This is a genomic window from Motiliproteus sediminis, assembly GCF_017912535.1.
Classification (GTDB): Bacteria; Pseudomonadota; Gammaproteobacteria; order Pseudomonadales; family Balneatricaceae; genus Motiliproteus; species Motiliproteus sediminis.
This window is the reverse complement of the sequence record NZ_JAERQK010000005.1, coordinates 102,575-120,636: the sequence shown is the minus strand read 5'-3', so window position 1 is coordinate 120,636 and position 18,062 is coordinate 102,575. Positions and strand designations below refer to the sequence as shown.

General features: G+C 58.9%; 23 protein-coding genes. 10 read left to right on the top strand and 13 right to left on the bottom strand.

What is annotated here, in order from left to right; all coding sequences use genetic code 11:
* The first annotated feature begins 11 nt into the window (after positions 1 to 11).
* On the top strand, positions 12 to 638 hold the full coding sequence (gene rnt / locus JJQ76_RS11075) for a ribonuclease T (RefSeq protein WP_210396971.1): 627 nt from the start codon (positions 12 to 14) through the stop codon (positions 636 to 638).
* Positions 639 to 736: 98 nt separating this feature from the next.
* Here the strand turns inward: rnt and JJQ76_RS11070 are convergent, their stop codons facing one another.
* On the bottom strand, positions 737 to 1,339 hold the full coding sequence (locus tag JJQ76_RS11070) for a peroxiredoxin (RefSeq protein ID WP_210396884.1): 603 nt from the start codon (positions 1,337 to 1,339) through the stop codon (positions 737 to 739).
* Positions 1,340 to 1,415: 76 nt separating this feature from the next.
* Positions 1,416 to 1,745 (bottom strand): Grx4 family monothiol glutaredoxin, encoded by a 330-nt coding sequence (gene grxD, locus JJQ76_RS11065; RefSeq protein WP_210396883.1) that lies wholly within the window; start codon positions 1,743 to 1,745, stop codon positions 1,416 to 1,418.
* Between the two features lie 292 nt (positions 1,746 to 2,037).
* On the opposite strand from grxD, the gene JJQ76_RS11060 reads away from it, so the two are divergent.
* From JJQ76_RS11060 to JJQ76_RS11040, 5 genes are all read left to right on the top strand, one after another.
* Positions 2,038 to 3,240 carry an aspartate aminotransferase family protein gene (locus JJQ76_RS11060; RefSeq protein ID WP_210396882.1) on the top strand — a complete coding sequence of 401 codons (1,203 nt, stop codon included), beginning with the start codon at positions 2,038 to 2,040 and terminating at the stop codon, positions 3,238 to 3,240.
* Positions 3,241 to 3,307: 67 nt separating this feature from the next.
* The gene (gene argF / locus JJQ76_RS11055; RefSeq protein ID WP_210396881.1) at positions 3,308 to 4,225 is read left to right on the top strand and encodes an ornithine carbamoyltransferase; all 918 of its coding nucleotides are present in this window, start codon (positions 3,308 to 3,310) and stop codon (positions 4,223 to 4,225) included.
* A 117-nt stretch (positions 4,226 to 4,342) separates the two neighbouring features.
* The gene (locus JJQ76_RS11050; RefSeq protein ID WP_210396880.1) at positions 4,343 to 5,266 is read left to right on the top strand and encodes a LysR family transcriptional regulator; all 924 of its coding nucleotides are present in this window, start codon (positions 4,343 to 4,345) and stop codon (positions 5,264 to 5,266) included.
* Positions 5,267 to 5,362: 96 nt separating this feature from the next.
* A complete protein-coding gene (locus JJQ76_RS11045) occupies positions 5,363 to 6,715 on the top strand; it encodes a class II 3-deoxy-7-phosphoheptulonate synthase (protein WP_210396879.1) in 1,353 nt (450 codons plus the stop codon).
* Between the two features lie 3 nt (positions 6,716 to 6,718).
* Positions 6,719 to 7,045: a YqcC family protein gene (locus JJQ76_RS11040; RefSeq protein ID WP_210396878.1), complete on the top strand. Its 327-nt coding sequence runs from the start codon at positions 6,719 to 6,721 to the stop codon at positions 7,043 to 7,045.
* Between the two features lie 27 nt (positions 7,046 to 7,072).
* Here JJQ76_RS11040 and JJQ76_RS11035 read toward each other — a convergent pair whose 3' ends face one another.
* The 5 genes from JJQ76_RS11035 to JJQ76_RS11015 all read right to left on the bottom strand — a co-directional run bounded on the left by JJQ76_RS11035 (position 7,073) and on the right by JJQ76_RS11015 (position 9,733).
* Entirely contained in the window at positions 7,073 to 7,468 is a 396-nt protein-coding gene (locus JJQ76_RS11035; RefSeq protein ID WP_210396877.1) for a CBS domain-containing protein, read from the bottom strand.
* Complete coding sequence (locus JJQ76_RS11030; RefSeq protein WP_210396876.1) at positions 7,465 to 7,815, bottom strand: P-II family nitrogen regulator; 351 nt, start codon at positions 7,813 to 7,815, stop codon at positions 7,465 to 7,467. The genes JJQ76_RS11035 and JJQ76_RS11030 overlap by 4 nt, the downstream gene beginning before the upstream one ends.
* A 19-nt stretch (positions 7,816 to 7,834) precedes the next feature.
* On the bottom strand, positions 7,835 to 8,668 hold the full coding sequence (locus JJQ76_RS11025) for a DUF1538 domain-containing protein (RefSeq protein ID WP_210396875.1): 834 nt from the start codon (positions 8,666 to 8,668) through the stop codon (positions 7,835 to 7,837).
* Positions 8,668 to 9,369, bottom strand: a complete 702-nt coding sequence (locus JJQ76_RS11020) for a DUF1538 domain-containing protein (protein ID WP_210396970.1) — start codon at positions 9,367 to 9,369, stop codon at positions 8,668 to 8,670. Before JJQ76_RS11020 ends, JJQ76_RS11025 begins: the two co-directional genes overlap by 1 nt.
* Before the next feature lie 100 nt (positions 9,370 to 9,469).
* Entirely contained in the window at positions 9,470 to 9,733 is a 264-nt protein-coding gene (locus JJQ76_RS11015) for a GIY-YIG nuclease family protein (RefSeq protein ID WP_210396874.1), read from the bottom strand.
* Positions 9,734 to 9,815: 82 nt separating this feature from the next.
* Between JJQ76_RS11015 and JJQ76_RS11010 the strand changes: the two genes are divergently transcribed.
* A complete protein-coding gene (locus tag JJQ76_RS11010; RefSeq protein WP_210396873.1) occupies positions 9,816 to 10,877 on the top strand; it encodes a DUF3549 family protein in 1,062 nt (353 codons plus the stop codon).
* Between the two features lie 26 nt (positions 10,878 to 10,903).
* Here JJQ76_RS11010 and JJQ76_RS11005 read toward each other — a convergent pair whose 3' ends face one another.
* From JJQ76_RS11005 to JJQ76_RS10985, 5 genes are all read right to left on the bottom strand, one after another.
* Positions 10,904 to 11,596 carry a replication protein P gene (locus JJQ76_RS11005; protein ID WP_343232528.1) on the bottom strand — a complete coding sequence of 231 codons (693 nt, stop codon included), beginning with the start codon at positions 11,594 to 11,596 and terminating at the stop codon, positions 10,904 to 10,906.
* A 37-nt stretch (positions 11,597 to 11,633) separates the two neighbouring features.
* Entirely contained in the window at positions 11,634 to 12,551 is a 918-nt protein-coding gene (locus tag JJQ76_RS11000; protein WP_210396872.1) for a DnaT-like ssDNA-binding domain-containing protein, read from the bottom strand.
* A 152-nt stretch (positions 12,552 to 12,703) separates the two neighbouring features.
* Entirely contained in the window at positions 12,704 to 13,117 is a 414-nt protein-coding gene (locus tag JJQ76_RS10995) for a CBS domain-containing protein (protein WP_210396871.1), read from the bottom strand.
* Positions 13,118 to 13,164: 47 nt separating this feature from the next.
* Positions 13,165 to 14,019 carry a formyltetrahydrofolate deformylase gene (purU, locus tag JJQ76_RS10990; protein WP_210396870.1) on the bottom strand — a complete coding sequence of 285 codons (855 nt, stop codon included), beginning with the start codon at positions 14,017 to 14,019 and terminating at the stop codon, positions 13,165 to 13,167.
* 92 nt (positions 14,020 to 14,111) lie between these two features.
* Positions 14,112 to 14,456: a 4a-hydroxytetrahydrobiopterin dehydratase gene (locus JJQ76_RS10985; RefSeq protein WP_210396869.1), complete on the bottom strand. Its 345-nt coding sequence runs from the start codon at positions 14,454 to 14,456 to the stop codon at positions 14,112 to 14,114.
* A 69-nt stretch (positions 14,457 to 14,525) separates the two neighbouring features.
* Here JJQ76_RS10985 and JJQ76_RS10980 point away from each other — a divergent pair, with 69 nt between their 5' ends.
* From JJQ76_RS10980 to JJQ76_RS10970, 3 genes are read left to right on the top strand one after another with little or no spacing between them, the layout of a single operon-like run.
* A complete protein-coding gene (locus tag JJQ76_RS10980; RefSeq protein ID WP_210396868.1) occupies positions 14,526 to 16,034 on the top strand; it encodes a thymidine phosphorylase family protein in 1,509 nt (502 codons plus the stop codon).
* A 14-nt stretch (positions 16,035 to 16,048) separates the two neighbouring features.
* On the top strand, positions 16,049 to 16,942 hold the full coding sequence (locus JJQ76_RS10975; RefSeq protein WP_210396867.1) for a ribose-phosphate pyrophosphokinase: 894 nt from the start codon (positions 16,049 to 16,051) through the stop codon (positions 16,940 to 16,942).
* Positions 16,924 to 17,526, top strand: coding sequence for an alpha-ketoglutarate-dependent dioxygenase AlkB family protein (locus JJQ76_RS10970; RefSeq protein WP_210396866.1), 603 nt, complete (start codon positions 16,924 to 16,926; stop codon positions 17,524 to 17,526). The genes JJQ76_RS10975 and JJQ76_RS10970 overlap by 19 nt, the downstream gene beginning before the upstream one ends.
* Before the next feature lie 24 nt (positions 17,527 to 17,550).
* Here the strand turns inward: JJQ76_RS10970 and JJQ76_RS10965 are convergent, their stop codons facing one another.
* Positions 17,551 to 18,000 (bottom strand): flavodoxin domain-containing protein, encoded by a 450-nt coding sequence (locus JJQ76_RS10965; protein WP_210396865.1) that lies wholly within the window; start codon positions 17,998 to 18,000, stop codon positions 17,551 to 17,553.
* Positions 18,001 to 18,062: the final 62 nt, after the last annotated feature.

Below are 18,062 nucleotides of genomic sequence, written 5' to 3'. Positions count from 1 at the left end.
ACGAGCCACTGATGGCGGAGCGCTTTCGCGGCTACCTGCCGGTAATCATCGATGTAGAAACGGCCGGCTTTAATGCCCGCACCGACGCCCTGCTGGAGGTTGCCGCCGTCGTAGTCTCCATGGACGAAGAGGGGATGCTGCTGCCGGAAGAGGCCGTTGCCTGCAATGTCGAGCCCTTTGAGGGCGCCAACCTGGAACGCTCTGCCCTCGACTTTACCGGCATCGATCCATACTCCCCCCTGCGCGAAGCCCTGGCGGAAAAAGAGGCGCTCGAAGCCCTGTTTAAACCGATTAGAAAAGCGGTCAAAGCCTCCGGCTGCAAGCGCGCAATTCTGGTCGGCCACAACGCTTCATTTGATCTCGGGTTTATCAACGCAGCGGTCGAGCGCTGCGGCATCAAACGCAACCCCTTCCACCCCTTCTCAAGCTTCGACACGGCCACCCTGGCTGGACTCGCGTTCGGCCAGACTGTACTAGCACGCGCTTGCGAGGTGGCCGCGATCAGTTTCGATAGCAAAGCCGCCCACTCCGCCGCCTACGACGCCGAAAAAACCGCCGAACTGTTTTGCCTGATCGTCAACCGCTGGAAAGAACTGGGCGGATGGGATCTGGTTCTGGCCACCCAGGAAGAGTACTGAGCCCGTATAAAAAAACACCCGCATCAGTGATGCGGGTGTCGGGGCTAACCTGAGTGTGTTTTTAGATGCTTTATCAAGCACCTTTACTCATGTAAAGCTTACAGATTGTCTGCGTTATCCGACAGATAAGCAGCGACACCATCCGGTGATGCATTCATACCCTTGTCACCCTTCTGCCAGCCGGCCGGGCACACTTCACCATGCTCTTCATGGAACTGCAGCGCATCCACCAAACGAATCAGTTCGTCCATGTTACGCCCCAAAGGCAGATCGTTAACGATCTGTGACCGAACCACACCGTCGGTATCGATCAGGAACGCGCCACGGAAGGCAACACCGCCGGCAGACTCGACATCGTAGGCCTTGCAGATGTCGTGATTCATGTCGGCGGCCAAGGTGTAACCGACCTGACCGATGCCACCCTGGTTGATCGGGGTATTACGCCAAGCGTTGTGGGTGAAGTGAGAATCGATAGATACACCGATCACCTCAACGTTACGCTCCTTGAACGCGTCCAGGCGGTGGTCCAGCGCAATCAGCTCCGAGGGACACACAAAGGTGAAGTCCAGCGGATAGAAAAACAGCAGGCCGTACTTCCCTTTGATCGCCTGCTTGAGGTTAAAGTCAGGAACGATCTGGCCATCGCCCAGTACCGCATTGACGGTAAAATCGGGTGCTTCCTTACCTACGAGTACGCTCATTGATAACTCTCTCCCTTGCTATAGAAGTGACTCATATATATAGACAATAGCTGGCCACTCGGCCAGCGACGGCGGTTCAGCCTTCGGCTGAGGCCGCGGCTTGCTTGATCAGAGGCTCCAGTTCGCCGGACTGCGACATTTCAACAATGATGTCGCAACCACCCACCAGCTCGCCATTGACCCATAGCTGCGGGAAAGTGGGCCAGTTGGCATATTTGGGCAGCTCAGCCCGGATTTCCGGATTCTCCAGAATGTTGACGAAGGCAAACTTTTCTCCACACGCCATCAGTGCCTGGGCGGCCTGCGAGGAGAAACCGCACTGCGGAAATTTCGGCGTTCCCTTCATATACAGAAGAATGGAATTACTCGCGATCTGCTCTTTGATCGTATCGACCACACTGGACATTCGTTCACCTTCGTTGCATCAACAATAAAACTTGAAGCGCTACCGCACTGCGGTAGTGCTGGCGCATTATAACCATAACCAAGCAAAATAGTCAGCTATAGCCATCCCTTTTCTTCGGCCGCTGTCCTACAGCACCCAAGAGCAGGTCTATACTCTCCCCATACGATGCCCTAAAAGCCCTACGAATGACAACAGTTCCGCGGTTTGCCAACCCCTTAGCAGGGGTCTAGAATGTCGCCTTTTTTCACCTTTTGTACGGCAACCACGGCAACACGACACGGAGATAGCACCCATGGCCTCAAAGGCGCTGATGAACACTTACGCCAGAATGTCGGTTGCGTTTGAACGCGGTGAAGGGGCCTGGTTATACGATGCCGATGGCAACAAGTTTCTTGATGCCCTGAGCGGCATCGCCGTCTGCGGGCTCGGCCACGCCCACCCGGCAGTCACTCGGGCAATCAGTGAGCAGGCCGCCCAACTGATCCACACCTCAAACCTATACACCATCCCGCTGCAGGAGCAGCTGGCCGAGCGCCTGACTGAGCTGTCCGGCATGGATCAGGTGTTTTTCGGCAACTCCGGCGCAGAGGCAAACGAAGCAGCCATCAAGCTGGCGCGACTGCATGGCCACAAACAGGGTATCAACAAGCCCGCCATCGTGGTGATGGAACAAAGCTTTCACGGGCGTACGCTAGCCACCCTAAGCGCCACCGGCAACCGCAAGGCACAAGCAGGGTTCGAACCACTGGTCAGCGGCTTTGTGCGCGCGCCCTTCGATGACATCCGCGCACTGGAACAGATTGCCGACAACAATCAGGATGTCTGCGCCATTCTCCTTGAGCCGATTCAGGGCGAAGCAGGTGTACGCATCCCCTCTTCCGACTACCTGCGCCAGATACGTGACCTTTGTGACCGCAAAGGCTGGTTAATGATGCTCGACGAGGTGCAAACAGGTAACGGACGCTCCGGGACCTTCTTCGCCTATCAGCAGCATAATCTGCTACCCGACGTGGTCACTACTGCCAAAGGACTGGCCAACGGCGTGCCTATCGGTGCCTGCCTGGCGCGCAACGACGTCGCCAGCCTGATGGGACCGGGCAGCCACGGATCCACCTACGGCGGCAACCCGCTTGCCTGCGCTGCTGCATTGGCGGTGCTGGACACGCTGGAACAGGACGGACTGATGGCGCGGGCAGCAGAACTGGGCGGATGGATGGTCGCCGCACTGCGTGAAGAACTTGACGGCACCGAACACATTCGCGATATTCGGGGCAAGGGCCTGATGATTGGCATTGAGTTTGACCAGCCCATCACCGAACTGGCAGTCCTCGCCAAGGTGAAAGGAATTCTGATCAACGTGACCGGCGGCGGCCATATCGTCCGCCTGCTACCGCCCCTCATCACCAACGACACCGAAGCCAATCTAATGGTCGGTGTTATCAGCAAGCTGATCAAGATCGTTGTAGGCGACGACCGACTTAACCGCCGCGGCTAATTCAGCACACAACCACGAAATGGAGCAGTCACCCCCGGTCTGACCGGGGGTGTTGAAGGTATTTGTTATGGCAGCACGACATTTTCTGACCCTCAAGGATCTCACCAGCGACGAGCTGAATGGCCTCATCCAGCGCGCCGTCGCACTTAAAGCCAAGCGTAACCGGGGGGAGATCTACGAACCGCTGAAAAACCGGGTACTGGGGATGATTTTCGAAAAGTCATCGACCCGCACCCGGGTATCCTTTGAAGCCGGTATGGCTCAATTTGGCGGCAGCGCCATCTTTCTGTCACCACGCGATACCCAGCTCGGCCGCGGCGAGCCGATTGAAGACAGCGCCCGGGTCATTTCGCGGATGGTAGATATCATCATGATCCGCACCTTCGATCACAGCTTGCTGGAAACCTTTGCCGCCCACTCCAAGGTTCCGGTGATCAACGCATTGACCGACGACTTTCATCCCTGTCAGCTGCTGGCCGACGTACAGACCTTTGTCGAGCACCGGGGCAGTATTCAGGGCAAGGTCGTGACCTGGATCGGCGATGGCAACAACATGTGCAACTCCTACATCAACGCCGCTGCCCAGTTCGACTTCAAATTGCGAGTCGCCTGCCCGGAAGGCTTTGAACCGGACCCGGCACTCACGCGCCAGCACGCCGATCGCGTCGAGATCCTGCGCGACCCCAAAGCGGCAGCCAGCGGCGCCCACCTGATAGTTACCGACGTCTGGGCCAGCATGGGCCAGGAAGAGGAGCAGGCCGAGCGGGAGCAGCAGTTTGCCGGCTATCAAGTATCGCCAGCGCTCATGGATATGGCTGCCGAGGACGCCCTGTTCATGCACTGCCTGCCCGCCCACCGCGGAGAAGAGGTCAGCGTGGACATGCTCGACGATCCCCGCTCGGTGGTGTTCGATGAAGCCGAAAACCGCCTGCACGCGCAAAAAGCACTGATGGAGTTTCTCCTGCTGGGACCGGTACAGGACTAATCCGCCCCGGCGAGAGATGCAGCGCTCCGCTCGATTACGTCTATACTTGAATTTCACTCATACAAAGAGCGGCCAACCCTGCCGCTCGACAACGTTTAACCGACAGGGAGTGTGAGTATGATCGAGCTGCGCCACCTTAAGACCCTAGCCGCCTTGCGAGATACCGGCAGCCTGGTCGAAGCGGCGGAACGCGTCTTTCTGACCCAATCAGCGCTCTCTCATCAAATCAAAGATCTGGAAGAGCGCCTCAACTGCTCCCTGTTTATCCGTAAGACCAAGCCGATCTGCTTCACCAGTGCCGGCCAGCGTCTGCTGCAGCTCGCCGATGAAGCGTTGCCGATGTTCCGCAACGCTGAGCGTGACATAGCGCGTCTGGCGGGCGGCGAGGCGGGACGTCTGAACATGTCGATCGAGTGTCACAGCTGTTTCCAGTGGCTGATGCCTACCATCGACAATTTCCGCGAGAACTGGCCCGAGGTGGAGATGGACCTGGCCAGCGGCTTTAATTTCTCACCGCTGCCGGTACTAGCGCGCGGCGAACTGGACCTGGTTATCACCTCGGATCCGCAACCTATCAACGGCATCTGTTACGAGCCGCTGTTCGCTTATGAGATGCTGCTGGCGGTTTCCAACAAACACGCCCTCGCCCGCAAGAACCATATCGAACCGGAAGACCTCTGTGACCAGACCCTGATCTGTTATCCGGTCGATCGCAACCGACTCGATGTTTTCACCCGCTTCCTTGACCCCGCCGACGTTGAACCACGCGAGATCCGTACCGCCGAAATGACGGTCATGATGTTGCAACTGGTCGCCAGCGGACGAGGCGTATGTGCCCTGCCCAACTGGGCACTGACCGAGTACCTGGAGCGCGAATACGTGAGCGCCCGTCCGCTGGGCAGCAAAGGGGTATGGTCGACTCTCTACGCCGCCATTCGCGATGATCAAAAAGACGCCGAGTTCATGCGCGACTTCATAGCCACTGCGCGAGAAACATCGTTTCAAAACCTGTCAGGTATCCGTACCACCCCAAAAAGCTGAGCCGCATCGCCCATCCCGCCCGCACTGGTCAATCCCAGTGCCAGCACGTACACTAGCCGGTCTGTTTTTTTAGCAACTCCGGATAAGGACGACTCGATGGCGGTCTGGACCCCCGAAAGCTGGCGCGCAAAGCCGATACTGCAACAACCTCTCTACAATAACGCCGACCAGGTCGCGGCCGTGGAAGCCACTCTGGCCCGCCGCCCGCCACTGGTATTTGCCGGTGAGGTGCGCGCCCTGCGCCGTCAGTTTGCCGAGGTAACAGCCGGCCGGGCCTTTCTGCTGCAGGGTGGTGACTGCGCCGAGAGCTTTGCCGAGTTTCACGCCGACAACATCCGCGACACCTTCAAGGTTCTGCTGCAGATGGCGGTGGTTCTCACCTTCGCCGGCAGCTGCCCGGTGGTCAAGGTGGGCCGCATGGCCGGCCAGTTCGCCAAGCCCCGTTCCGCCGATATGGAGCAGATCGACGGCACCGAGTTACCTAGTTATCGCGGTGATATCGTCAACGATATCGGCTTTACCGCCGAAGCTCGACTACCTGACCCGGAGCGCCTGCTGCACGCCTATAATCAGGCAGCGGCTACCCAAAACCTGCTGCGCGCATTCGCCCAGGGCGGCTTTGCCGACCTCAACCAGGTTCACCGCTGGAACCTGGACTTCGTCGAAGCCAGCCCCGCCGGCGAAAAATATCAGGATCTGGCGGCACAGATCGACCAGGCACTGGCATTCATGGAAGCCTGCGGCATCAGTGGCGGCAACACGCCTCAGATCCATGAAACCTCGCTCTACACCTCCCACGAAGCCCTGCTCCTCAACTACGAACAGGCGCTGACGCGGAAGGACAGCCTCACCGGCAACTGGTACGATTGTTCCGCACATATGCTATGGATCGGCGACCGCACCCGCCAGCTCGACGGCGCCCACGTCGAGTTCCTGCGTGGTGTCCACAACCCCATCGGGGTCAAGGTCGGCCCCAGCATGAACCCCGATGAACTGATTCGCCTGATCGACATTCTTGATCCGGACAACAGTGGCGACCGCCTCAACCTGATCGCCCGCATGGGCGCCGACCAGGTGGTGGAAAAGCTGGCACCGCTGGTACGCCGCGTGCGCGACGAGGGGCGCCAGCTACTGTGGAGTTGCGACCCGATGCACGGCAACACCATCAAAGCCTCCAGCGGTTACAAGACCCGCTCGGTCGACAGCATTCTCAAGGAGATGAAAGGCTTTTTCGAGGTACACAACGGCGAGGGTACCCGCGCCGGAGGGGTACATTTCGAGATGACCGGCCAGAACGTTACCGAGTGTATTGGCGGCTCTTTCCAGGTCACCGAAGAGAAGCTGGGGGATCGCTACCACACCCACTGCGATCCGCGTCTGAACGCCGATCAGGCGTTGGAGCTGGCGTTCCTGATAGCCGACACCCTGAAAGCGGCCCGCCAACGCTAGACAATGAGTGAACGGGAACAGCTGCGCCGGCATCTGCTGGCGCTGGAATCGGAACTACGCCGCCTCAAACTGTGGCAGCCATCGCCGCCCAGCGCCGACGCCCTGGCCAGTAGCGAACCCTTTTGCGTTGACACCCTGAGCTTGAGCGAATGGCTGCAGTGGTTGCTGATTCCCCGAATCAACGCCCTACTGGATGGCCAACTCCCCCTGCCCGCCGGCTGTAACATAACGGCGCTGGCGGAGGAGAGTTTCAAGAACGAGGAGCAGGACTGCAGCCGGCTCATCCAACTAATCGGGGCGATTGACGCATCCATCACGCGCGCCGACTAAGGCGCGCGTTGCTCAGTACCAACGAGCTTACAACAGCCCGTCGAGGACGATATCGTTGTAGCTCAGAACCCCTTCAACACTGTCCGCGCCGATAACCGGCGCCACCGAAATACCCACGTTTTCGAACAGACGTGCACAGTAGCGCACATCCATCTCCGGACGTACTGAGATCACCGGCTTGGTCATGATCTCGTAGACGTTAACCCGCTCGGGCGAGCGGTTCTTGGCGATCACCTGTTTGGCGATATCGGACAACAACACCAGGCCGTACTCATCATCTGCATGGCGTTTCTTCACAATCAGCACGCGGGTGCGTCGCTCCCGCGCCACCTCCAGCGCTTCGGCAATAGTCATCAATCCTTCGACTTCTGCGAAGTCCGACTTCATTACGTGACTGGCACGCACCACTTTCTTGTCACTCATAGCGCTTCCTCGACGGCACCCGACAGTTTACGAACCTGATGGGCTACGCCCACCGCGTCTTCAAGATCGAGCTGCACCGCGATACCGGTGCCGGGCTCGGTGTCGAAACACCCCACCTCGGCGATGGTTTCCAGAATCGTGCGGCTCTGGTGCTCCTCGACGATAAACAGCACCACATCGCGCTGGGTTTCCAGCGAAAGGCCAAAGAAGGTCTTGGACTTGTTTACGCCTTCACCACGCGCGTTATTAATCACCGTCGCGCCGGTCGCCCCTGCCTCCCGCGCAGCTTTCATGACCGCATCGGTCTTGGAGTCCTCGACAAAGGTAATAATCAGTTTGAAATGCATATGGGTCTCCGCTGCACTCCTAGAGGTGTTTATCGCCAGCAAGCGAGGCTTGCGGCTCCGGTTGTTGTTCGTTTAGCCGTGCTTTTTTGCGTCGTGACGACTGCCATTCACTGAGCTGGGCGTATCCCATGACCGACATCATCGGAAACAGGCTGGCAAAGGCGATCAAACCGAAGCCATCGATAAGTGCACTGCGCCCCGGAACAGTTTCCGCCAGCCCCAGTCCCAGCGCCGCGACCAGCGGCACCGTGACAGTGGAGGTGGTCACTCCGCCCGAGTCATACGCCAGCGGTACGATTAGCTTGGGGGCAAAGAACGTCTGAATTACAACCACCACGTAACCCGTGATAATGAAGTAATGAATCGGAAGGCCACTAACGATGCGGTATGCACCCAGCGCTATGCCAACAGCCACCCCCAGCGCCACGGCAATACGCAAGCCCCAGACGCCGATCGCGCCACCTGATACCTCGTTGGCTTTGATAGCCACCGCGATCAGCGAGGGTTCAGCAATGGTCGTACTGGCGCCAATGGCAAAGGCAAAAATATAAACCCAGTAATAATCGTCCCAGCGCAGTACCTCGCCGGCACTGGCGATACCCGAGCGGATAAACTCGGGATCGGTAAGCTGCTTGGCCATCAGCTCACCCACTGGGAACAGAGCTTTTTCCAACCCCATCAGAAACAGCGCCAATCCCAGCAACACGTAGAAGAAGCCGATCAGCACTTTGCGCAGATTGGCGATCGGACGACGGATCACCAGAAACTGAAAGCCAAACAGAATGGCCGCAATCGGAATCACATCGACAATGGTCGCAAGAAAAATGTCCAGCAGTTCAAGCAGCAACGCCATCAGATCACCATCCCGTAAGCCATCACGAATATCATCGGCGTCAGGGATGCGAAGGCGATCAGACCAAAGCCATCGATCATCGGATTACGCCCCTTGATCGATGAGGCCAACCCCACACCCAGCGCAGTCACCAGCGGAACGGTAATGGTCGATGTGGTCACACCGCCGGAATCGTAGGCAATGCCGATAATTTCCCGCGGCGCGAAACCGGTCATGATCACCACCAGGACGTACCCACCGATAATGAGATAATGGATCGGCCAGCCCTTGATGATCCGCACCACGCCGATCACGATCGCCAGCCCCACGGAGAAGGCTACCGTCAGCCGCAGGCCGTTGGCATAGGATTTCTGCGCTTGTTCGGTGGGTTCGATCATGCCGCCCTCTGCCGCCACCTCCGCAGCTTCCGCGGAGACCGCGATCAATGCCGGTTCCGCCACCGTTGTACCGAACCCCAGAGCGAAGGCAAAGGTGACCAGCCAGAACACACTGCCTTTGCGCGCAAAGGCGTGAGCCATGCTTTCACCGATGGGAAACAACCCCATCTCCAGGCCATAGATAAAGAAAGTCAAACCCAGAACGACAAAGAGCACCCCGGTCAGCAGGCCGATCAGATCCGGCAGGGGCTGTTGAAGCACGACCAGCTGAAAGAACGCGATGACCAGAATGATGGGAGCCAGATCACGCAGGCTGCCCATCATCGACCGGGCCAGGGCCAAGAGCGATTGCTGCAAGCCGAAATCCTCGTTAAATCCTTGATGATCGGGGAGTATAGAGAGGCTTTTCGCGCGATTCCTAGACTTACCTCAATGTTTGACCAATCAGACGCAGTTTCTCTGTCCGACTCAACTGTTTGATACGGTACTCCTCGCGGCTGGCGCTGGAGCGGTCGGGGAAAGCGCAGCAATAAACTTGCCGACGGGGCGGATCGGAACGGAAGAACTTGGCGCCACGGCCGCACTGATGCTCCGTGAAACGACGCTGCGGATCGGTAGTAATACCGGTATACAAACGCCCGCCTTCCGTTTCAATGATATACAGATACCAGCCCGTGCTAGCGGTCATGATTTTTCCGTGTCCCGGCCGAAATGGTAGAATGCGCGCCAGTTTACCATTGAACTCATGACCAGCCAGTAGTAACCCAACCATGACTGCCATACAGACCCTGACCGATTTTCTTCGCGCCACTGACGCCAGCTTTCGCTTCTTCGATCTCGGCCGCCGGCTGAGCAAGCTGCCGCAAGACAGCTTTCTCAAGTTCGAACGCAACGAGATCGCCTATCCTCTGCCCCATCTGCGTCAAGCCTGGATCGCGGTCCTGCTATGGAACCCCAAGCAAAGTGGCCAGCACCTGATCTGGTTTCTGAAATTCCCGCTGGATGAGCAGGGCAAGCTGGTGCTGGCTGCACGCGATGACTTCCTGCAGCGCCTCGCGCGCAGCGTCAGCGGCAACCTGCTGGAGCAGGCGGCTGAAGAGGACCCACTAAAAGACAATCCCTTCGCATTCAAGCCCGCCGACGACAAGATGGCCGCATTCCACGCCCGCGCCACCGCGATTCTCAAGCAACCACCGTCCGGCTATTACGAGCCCGCACGCCAGTACCTTGCCGGAGTTACCCCGCGTGACCAGTGGCAAGCGCTGGGGCTGCAGGGCCTGGCCGATCTCTGCGCACGACTGGATGAGCGCGACAATGACCGGCTGCTGGCCAGCGCCCTCAACGACCTGCCCGACGCGCCGCTGCAAGCGCTATGCACTCAGCTGGAGCATGTCGATCCGGGGCACCGGGTCACCCAGGCCCTGACCGAGCGTCTGCGTCAGCAACTGAATCAAGTGGGTGAAGGTAACGATGTGGTGGTCAGCACACTGGTGCGGGCGCTGTCCCAGTCCCAGTCGGACGGGCTGCGAATAGGCGCACTGGAGCAAGTGCTTAGCACACCGGCGGGCGGTTCGGTGGAAGTTCTGGCGGCGATCGGCTCCCGCTGCTGGGGTGACCTTATGCAGCCGGCGCTGCGCCAGCGTTTCCTTGAACAGCTGGCCGCCAGCGAAGCTGGACAGGATGGCTTCAATCGCATGCTGATTGACCTGATCTTTATTCCCGGAATGCGCCCCTGCATCATGGACAGCCTGCGCAACCCCGAGCGTAGCGAGGCGCTGTCAGCCGCCATCGGCGGCTTCTTCAGTGCCGCCAGCCAGGCCGCACAAAGCTAGGGCACCAGCCACCGCCAAGAAGAGGTTCAAGACCCCTGGCGATAGTCATCCGGCAGTTGCAGATCCAGACCCCAGTGTTCCATACGGGTCTGCGCCTGCTGGCGAAAATGGGCCCGCACCGGACTCCCCTTGGGCTTGCTGAGATAGAACAGCAGCGTTGCCGCCTGCTCCGGCGTAATCCCCTGCTCTTCACCCCAACGGGTAATAAACTCGCTCAAGGTATTGGAGCTTTTGTCCGGTAGCGCCATCGGTACCGGCAGATCCAGCGATTCACCATTGACCACCCGCTGACACAGAGTGCGGTAGTAATGTTCAAAGTCACGGAACACCTGCGACTTTTCTTCGGTTCGTAATCGAAACCAGTCCGTCGCACGCCCCGCATGATAAACCGCCGGGTGGCTCCAGTCGCGGTCGCGCGGATGATCGGCCGCAAAACAGGCTTCGCGGTAGGCCTCCAGGGTCGAAGGCAGACCAAAGGATTCGTAGTCGCGGCGCAGCAGACTGAGAAACTCGGCAACGGTGGGCATCCAGATGAAGGATTCCTTGCTGCGATTGACCGCCAACACCAGCTCCGCCTCGGAGTAGCCCTGCAGGCTGAGCGCCCATTCGCGCTTGGCGATCCGGATTTCATCCTCGCTCTGGAACGCACTCTTGAACTTGTGCCCGTAGATGGTCATGAAGCGCGCGAAGATCATATTGACCAGGCGCTTGGTTTCCACCCCGATCGGGTCGCCGGAAGAGCCGCTGACCGCCTCGTTACCAGTCGGTGTTGTGGATGTCCATGACCGCGTCGGTAATGCGCTCGCGTCGTTGTGCTCGAGAATCTGCTTGATATCTTTCACCGCTCGCCTCGGTCGAATCGTCACTTGATCGTGCTTCACGGGCTTTACGCCCCTGCGCCTTAACCCACTCTTTTTTCACCAGCCGGATAAATACATGATCCCAGGATGACTCTTTACGATCACGCTCCAGCCAGTAGGCCACAAACTCGTCCACACAGTCCTCGGCGAACGCCAACGGGATGTTCTGCTTCTGCAGCATCTGCCGGGTAGTGTCATTGGGCTGCCAGTCAGCCGGCATGGTGTGTAGTTGCCGGTTGCGCAGCTCCTGCTGCTCAAACAACCGCTCAAGGTCATCTTTGGGGCGCTGCCAGCCGGTACTGCCGCCAAATGATGGTGCCGGACCGCGATTGTGGAGATTACCGCTGGAATCGGATTCAACGCTGGAGCGCGTGAGCGCATGGGTTGCCTCGACCAGCGGACGGCTGGCGAAGGCAGGTTTGGCCGGCTCCTGTAATGCAACAGTTTGCCTCTGCGGCCGCTCAACCGCCGCCATGGGGTAGGTAGCTTGCGGATCAGGTGCAGGCGGGGTCGGCTGGGCCGGATCCAGCAACTGAATCCTGAATGCACCATTGGCCTGCATTTCAGCCTCAATAACCCCCTGCTCCACCAAGCTGTTGGTGACCGCAGCCAGACGCTCTTCGTTCCAAAAGTCAGCCAGCTCCAGCCACTCCCGACGACGAACAACGAACTGCAACAGACCACCATCATCGACGCCTCCGTGATGACGGGCATACTGCGCATAAACACCTAGCAGCAACGCCTCATCGGTGCCGAAACGGCGCGCTAACGACGGGTAAAACAGTAGAGGTTGCTCGGGGAACAGGCCACTCATTGGGTCGCAGATCACTCACAGCAAAGGGTTTCGGGATTGACCCGCAGCTTACCATAAAACCGTTGCTGCCGACTGCTATCGACGCTCTGTTTTGTAACCGGAGACGGGGAAAATAGCGTGCCGGGAACGCTACCGCGCCCCCGGCTATAGACTCAGTCTTTGCTGTTGATCACGAAGTCACGCACAGCGCGCAACACGTCCTTGCGACTGATCTGGCCGACCAGTTTGCCGCCCTTGAGCACCGGCAAACGGCGACGCTTACCAGCAATAAACTGTTCGGACAGTGCGATGATGTCGGAATCGTTGTTGATGGTATCCACATCACTGGTCATGATGTCAGCAACCACGCCCCCCTTTTCGTCTTCATGGTAGGTATGGCTGAGAATCTCTTTCAGGCAGTCAACTTCAGAGAGCATGCCGACCAGCTCGCCGCGCTCGTTTACCACCGGAGCACCGGAGATATTGTGGTCGGTGAACACCTCAATGGCCGCGAACAACTCGGTGTCCGGCTTGAAGGTGATCAGCTTGGTGGTCATGTAGTCCTGTACTTTTACCGATCTCAACATTTGCTGCTCCTCACTCGCAACAATAACGTAAACGCCACGACTTAAAGTTAGTTGAACACCACCGTTTTGTTGCCGTGGACCAAAATTCTGTCTTCCAGGTGCCAGCGCAAACCGCGCGCCAGTACCGTTTTCTCCACATCGCGCCCCAGCCGGACCATATCTTCAATCTCATCGGTGTGACTGATACGAATCACGTCCTGATCGATAATCGGTCCCGCATCCAGATCTTCGGTGACATAGTGGCAGGTCGCCCCGATCAGCTTGACTCCGCGCTCATGGGCCTGATGGTAAGGCTTGGCGCCGGCAAACGACGGTAGAAAACTGTGGTGGATGTTGATCGTCCGGCCGGCATAGCGTTCGCACAGTGACGGCGGCAGAATCTGCATGTAACGCGCCAGCACAATCGTATCGGCCTGGTAACGCTCCACCAGTTCGTTGACCTGCGAGAATGCCTTGTCTTTGTTATCCCGCGCAACGGGTACGTGATGATAGGGAATCCCATGCCACTCCACCATGCTACGTAAGTCGTCATGGTTGGCAATAACGCAGGGAATCTCACATTTCAGCTCGCCACTGTGGTAACGATAGAGCAGATCCGCAAGGCAGTGAGACTCGCGGCTGGCCATCAGCACCACCTTCTTGGGACGGGTAGAATCAACGATGCGCCAGTGCATATTGAAGGACTGGGCGATCGGGGCAAATTTCTCGCACAGCTCGTCAAGGGTAAAGGGCAACGAGTGAGCACTGATCTCATAGCGCATGAAAAACCAGCCGCTGCTGAGATCAGAATGCTGGTTCGCTTCGGTTATGGAGCCCCCGTGGCTGGAGATAAAATTACTGACCATCGCCACCACACCGATGCGATCGGGGCAGGATATAACCAATCGATAACTGGGTTCCATAAGCGTCTATTTTCCACAGGCGCCGGACAAGATGCCGGACGATACAGATAAAGTGCCGGCATTCTAACAACATATCCCGCCCAAAACAGCTATCACTCGGGGCGATACAATGCGTCCGAGCGTGCTGCGCAGATAAAATCGTTGCGGTGCAGGCCACCGATCTTGTGAGTCCACCAGCTCAACTCCACCTCTCCCCAGCGGGTGAGTATATCCGGATGGTGCTGCTGCTCCTCGGCCAACGCCGCCACTCGATTGGTAAATGCCAGGGCGGCGACAAAGTCTGCGAAACGGTAACGGCGAATCAGCTTCGCCACACCATCGCGCTCCACCAGCCGCCACTCCGGCAGCTCCGCCATCCAGGCGGCAGCCTGCTCCCTACTCACCTCGGGCGCATCTGCGCGACACGCCTCACACGACTGATTTTGCAGTAGATTCATTGTGTTGCCCTCGCCGTAACTTCAACCTAAAGCGCTATACTTCCCTCACCCTAGTTCAAGAACAGGCCTATGTCCGAATCCAACTCGCTGTTTTCGCTGCAGGCTCGCCGCCTGGGTATCGACACCCATCAGGAGCACACCGTCTATCTGCGGGCCGACAGTCACGTTTGCCACAGTGAAGGCTTTACCGCCCTCAGTCGGGTGCGGGTGCGCACCGGTCGGGCCGAAGTGGTTGCGACCTTGCACATCGTGCGTAACGGCTTACTCAGAGAAAATGAGATCGGGCTGTCGGATTCCGCCTGGCAGCAGCTCGCCCTCGAGCATCAGGAGCCGGTGTGGGTGACGCACCCCAAGCCACTGGAATCCCTCTCCCACCTGCGGGCCAAAGTGTTTGGCAAGACTCTCGACCGAGAGCAGATCCACGCCATCATTACCGATATCGCTGCCGGCCTCTACGCCGACGTCCACCTGGCGGCCTTCATCACCGCGTGCAGCGACGGGCGGCTTAACCTGGAGGAGATCACCTATCTGACCGAGGCCATGGTTAACGCAGGCAGTCGTTTGCATTGGCCCCAATCGGTGGTCGCCGACAAGCATTGCGTGGGCGGTCTGCCCGGCAATCGCACCACCCCGCTGGTGGTCTCCATCGTTACCTGTTTTGGCCTCACCATGCCCAAGACCTCATCACGCGCCATCACCTCACCCGCCGGGACCGCCGACACCATGGAAACCCTCACCGAGGTCGCGCTGACACTGGAGCAGATGCAGACCGTGGTGCGCGAAACCGGCGGCTGCCTCGCCTGGGGCGGCTCCGTCCGGCTCAGTCCGGCAGATGACCTGTTGATTCGGGTGGAACGGGCGCTGGATATCGACAGCGAAGGCCAACTGATCGCCTCGGTGCTGTCGAAAAAGATCGCCGCTGGCGCCACCCATGTGCTGATCGACATTCCCATCGGCAGCAGCGCCAAGGTGCGCGACCGAGAAGCGGCAGAGCGCTTATCAGGTCTGTTACAAGGTGTCGCCGATGCACTGGGTCTGACCCTGAAGATCGTTGTCAGCGACGGCAGCCAGCCCATCGGGCGCGGCATAGGACCGGCACTGGAGGCCCGCGACGTACTCGCGGTGCTCCGCAACGAAGCCGGTGCCCCCGGCGATCTGCGTCAACGCGCCGCGGAGCTGGCCGGCGCTCTACTGGAGATGTGCGACAAAGCACTGCCGGGCAATGGCAAGAGCGACGCGCTGGCGGCGCTGGAAGATGGCCGCGCCTGGACCCAGTTCCAACGGATCTGCGAAGCCCAGGGTGGGCTGCGTGAACCGCCAATGGCACCATATCTATACAAGGTACAGGCCCCCCATAGCGGGCGCATCACCCACATCGACAACCGGTTACTGGCACAGGTTGCCAAGCTGGCGGGGGCTCCGGCGGACCCCGCCGCCGGCATCACACTGTACAAGCGTCTGGGCGAGCGGGTATCACCCGGTGAAACCCTGCTCAGCATTCACGCCGAAAGTCCCGGCGAGCTCGATTATGCGGTAGAGTTCCTTAACAACCATCGACAGCTGTTCACCCTAGTCTGATCAGAGCCATCGTCATGCCATCGACTCCCCTGTTTTTTAACTTCAATAGCGACCCGGCCCTCGGCAAAGCCCTACTCTTATCCCTTGGTGCCGAGGCGGGCGAACTGAACCAACGAAAATTCCCCGACCGGGAAACCTATCTGCGTATCGACACCCCCTGTGATGGTCGCGACGTAGTAGTGTTCTGCAACCTGTTCGATCCGGACGAAAGAATCCTGCCGCTGATCTTTCTGTGCGAGACCCTGCGCGACCTCGGTGCCCGGCGCATCGCCCTGATCACGCCCTATCTGTGTTACATGCGCCAGGACAAACGCTTTCAGCCAGGCGAATGCGTCAACGCCATTCCCTTCGCCAAACTACTGTCCGCCTACGTTGATTTTCTGGTGACCATGGATCCTCACCTGCATCGAATCCACAGCCTCGACGAGGTCTACCGAATACCGACCCAGGTGGTGGAGGCGGCGCCGCTGATCGCCGAGTGGCTTAAACAACACCGGCCGGAGGCGCTGCTGATCGGCCCGGACAGCGAATCCGAACAGTGGGTATCGCGAGTAGCCGAACTGGCCGGCTGCCCCTACGTGGTACTGGAAAAAACCCGTTTCGGTGATCGCAACGTGGAGGTCACCGTACCCGAGATCGAACGCTGGCAAGGCATGACACCGGTGCTGCTGGACGACATTATCTCCAGCGGCCACACCATGCTGGCAGCCCTGAGCCATCTGCGCCACCAGGGGCTTAAGCGTCCGCTCTGTATCGGCGTGCACGGCATCTTTGCCGACAACGCCTACGCCGAACTGAGCGCAGCGGCGGATGTCATCACCACCGAAACCCTGCCTCATCCCTCCAACTCGATCGCCATCGCCGATGCCTTGGCCGCACCAGTCAACGCATGGATACACGCCAACTAACTCGGCTGCCGCTGGAAGATGGCGAACTGTGGTGGGATCCGCAGTTTATTCCAGCGGATGAGACAAGCGGGCTGCAAAAGGCGCTGGAACAGCAGATTCACTGGCGTCAGGACAACATCCAGATGTTCGGTCGTAGCGTTGCCATCCCTCGCCTGCAGGCCTGGATCGGCGATCCCGGTTGTCGCTATCGCTATTCCGGGGTGACGCTGGAACCCCAGCCTTGGGACTCTGCCAGCACCGCCTTGCGCCAACGAATCGAGCGAGCTATCGACGTGCATTTTAACGGCGTGCTAGCCAACCTCTACCGCGACGGCAGCGACAGCGTTGGCTGGCACGCCGACAACGAACCCGAACTGGGGCCAGAGCCGCTGATCGCCTCCCTGACGCTGGGAGCGGAGCGGCGCTTCTGCCTGCGCCACCGCACGGATAATAACCGCAGCATGGAATTACGTCTGCCGGACGGTGCGCTGCTCATCATGGCTGGCCCACTGCAGCATCACTGGCTTCACGCTGTGCCCAAAAGTCGCCACGCTCTAGCGCCCAGGATCAATCTCAGTTTTCGCCGGATCTGCCTTCGCCGGTAGGTGAGACCATTGTCGATCAGCCGCCTACAGCGCCTGAAGCAACTGCTCACTCCAGCGCCGGGTCTGTTCGAATGGATCTTCAGCCGATGCCGCGTCCAGGGTCAACGATGCCACCGCCGGCTGCGCCTGCAACTCCAGCAGCAACTCTTCAAACTGCTTCCCTCCCATCCCGAAGGTATCGTCGTAGGAGGCATCCCCAAGGCCGATCACCGCAAAACGCTGCTGCGGCATCAATGGGAACCGCTCTTTGAGCTGATAGAAAAAAGGCACAATATTATCCGGCAGATCTCCCTGTCCGGTGGTAGAGGTGCACACCAGCAACAGGTCCGGGGGGGCCGTCAGCAGCGGCTCCAGCTGAGGATCGGTATCCAGATTCACCTGATGCCCTGCGGCTTGCAAAAGCTCCTGCAGATACTCGGCGGTATCCTGGGCATTGCCGTAGACCGTACCTACCAACAGTTCAATGCGCGCCATCACATACCCTCAAAATCACCATGGAATTTAAACAGTTAGATCAAGTGTGCATTATAGACACG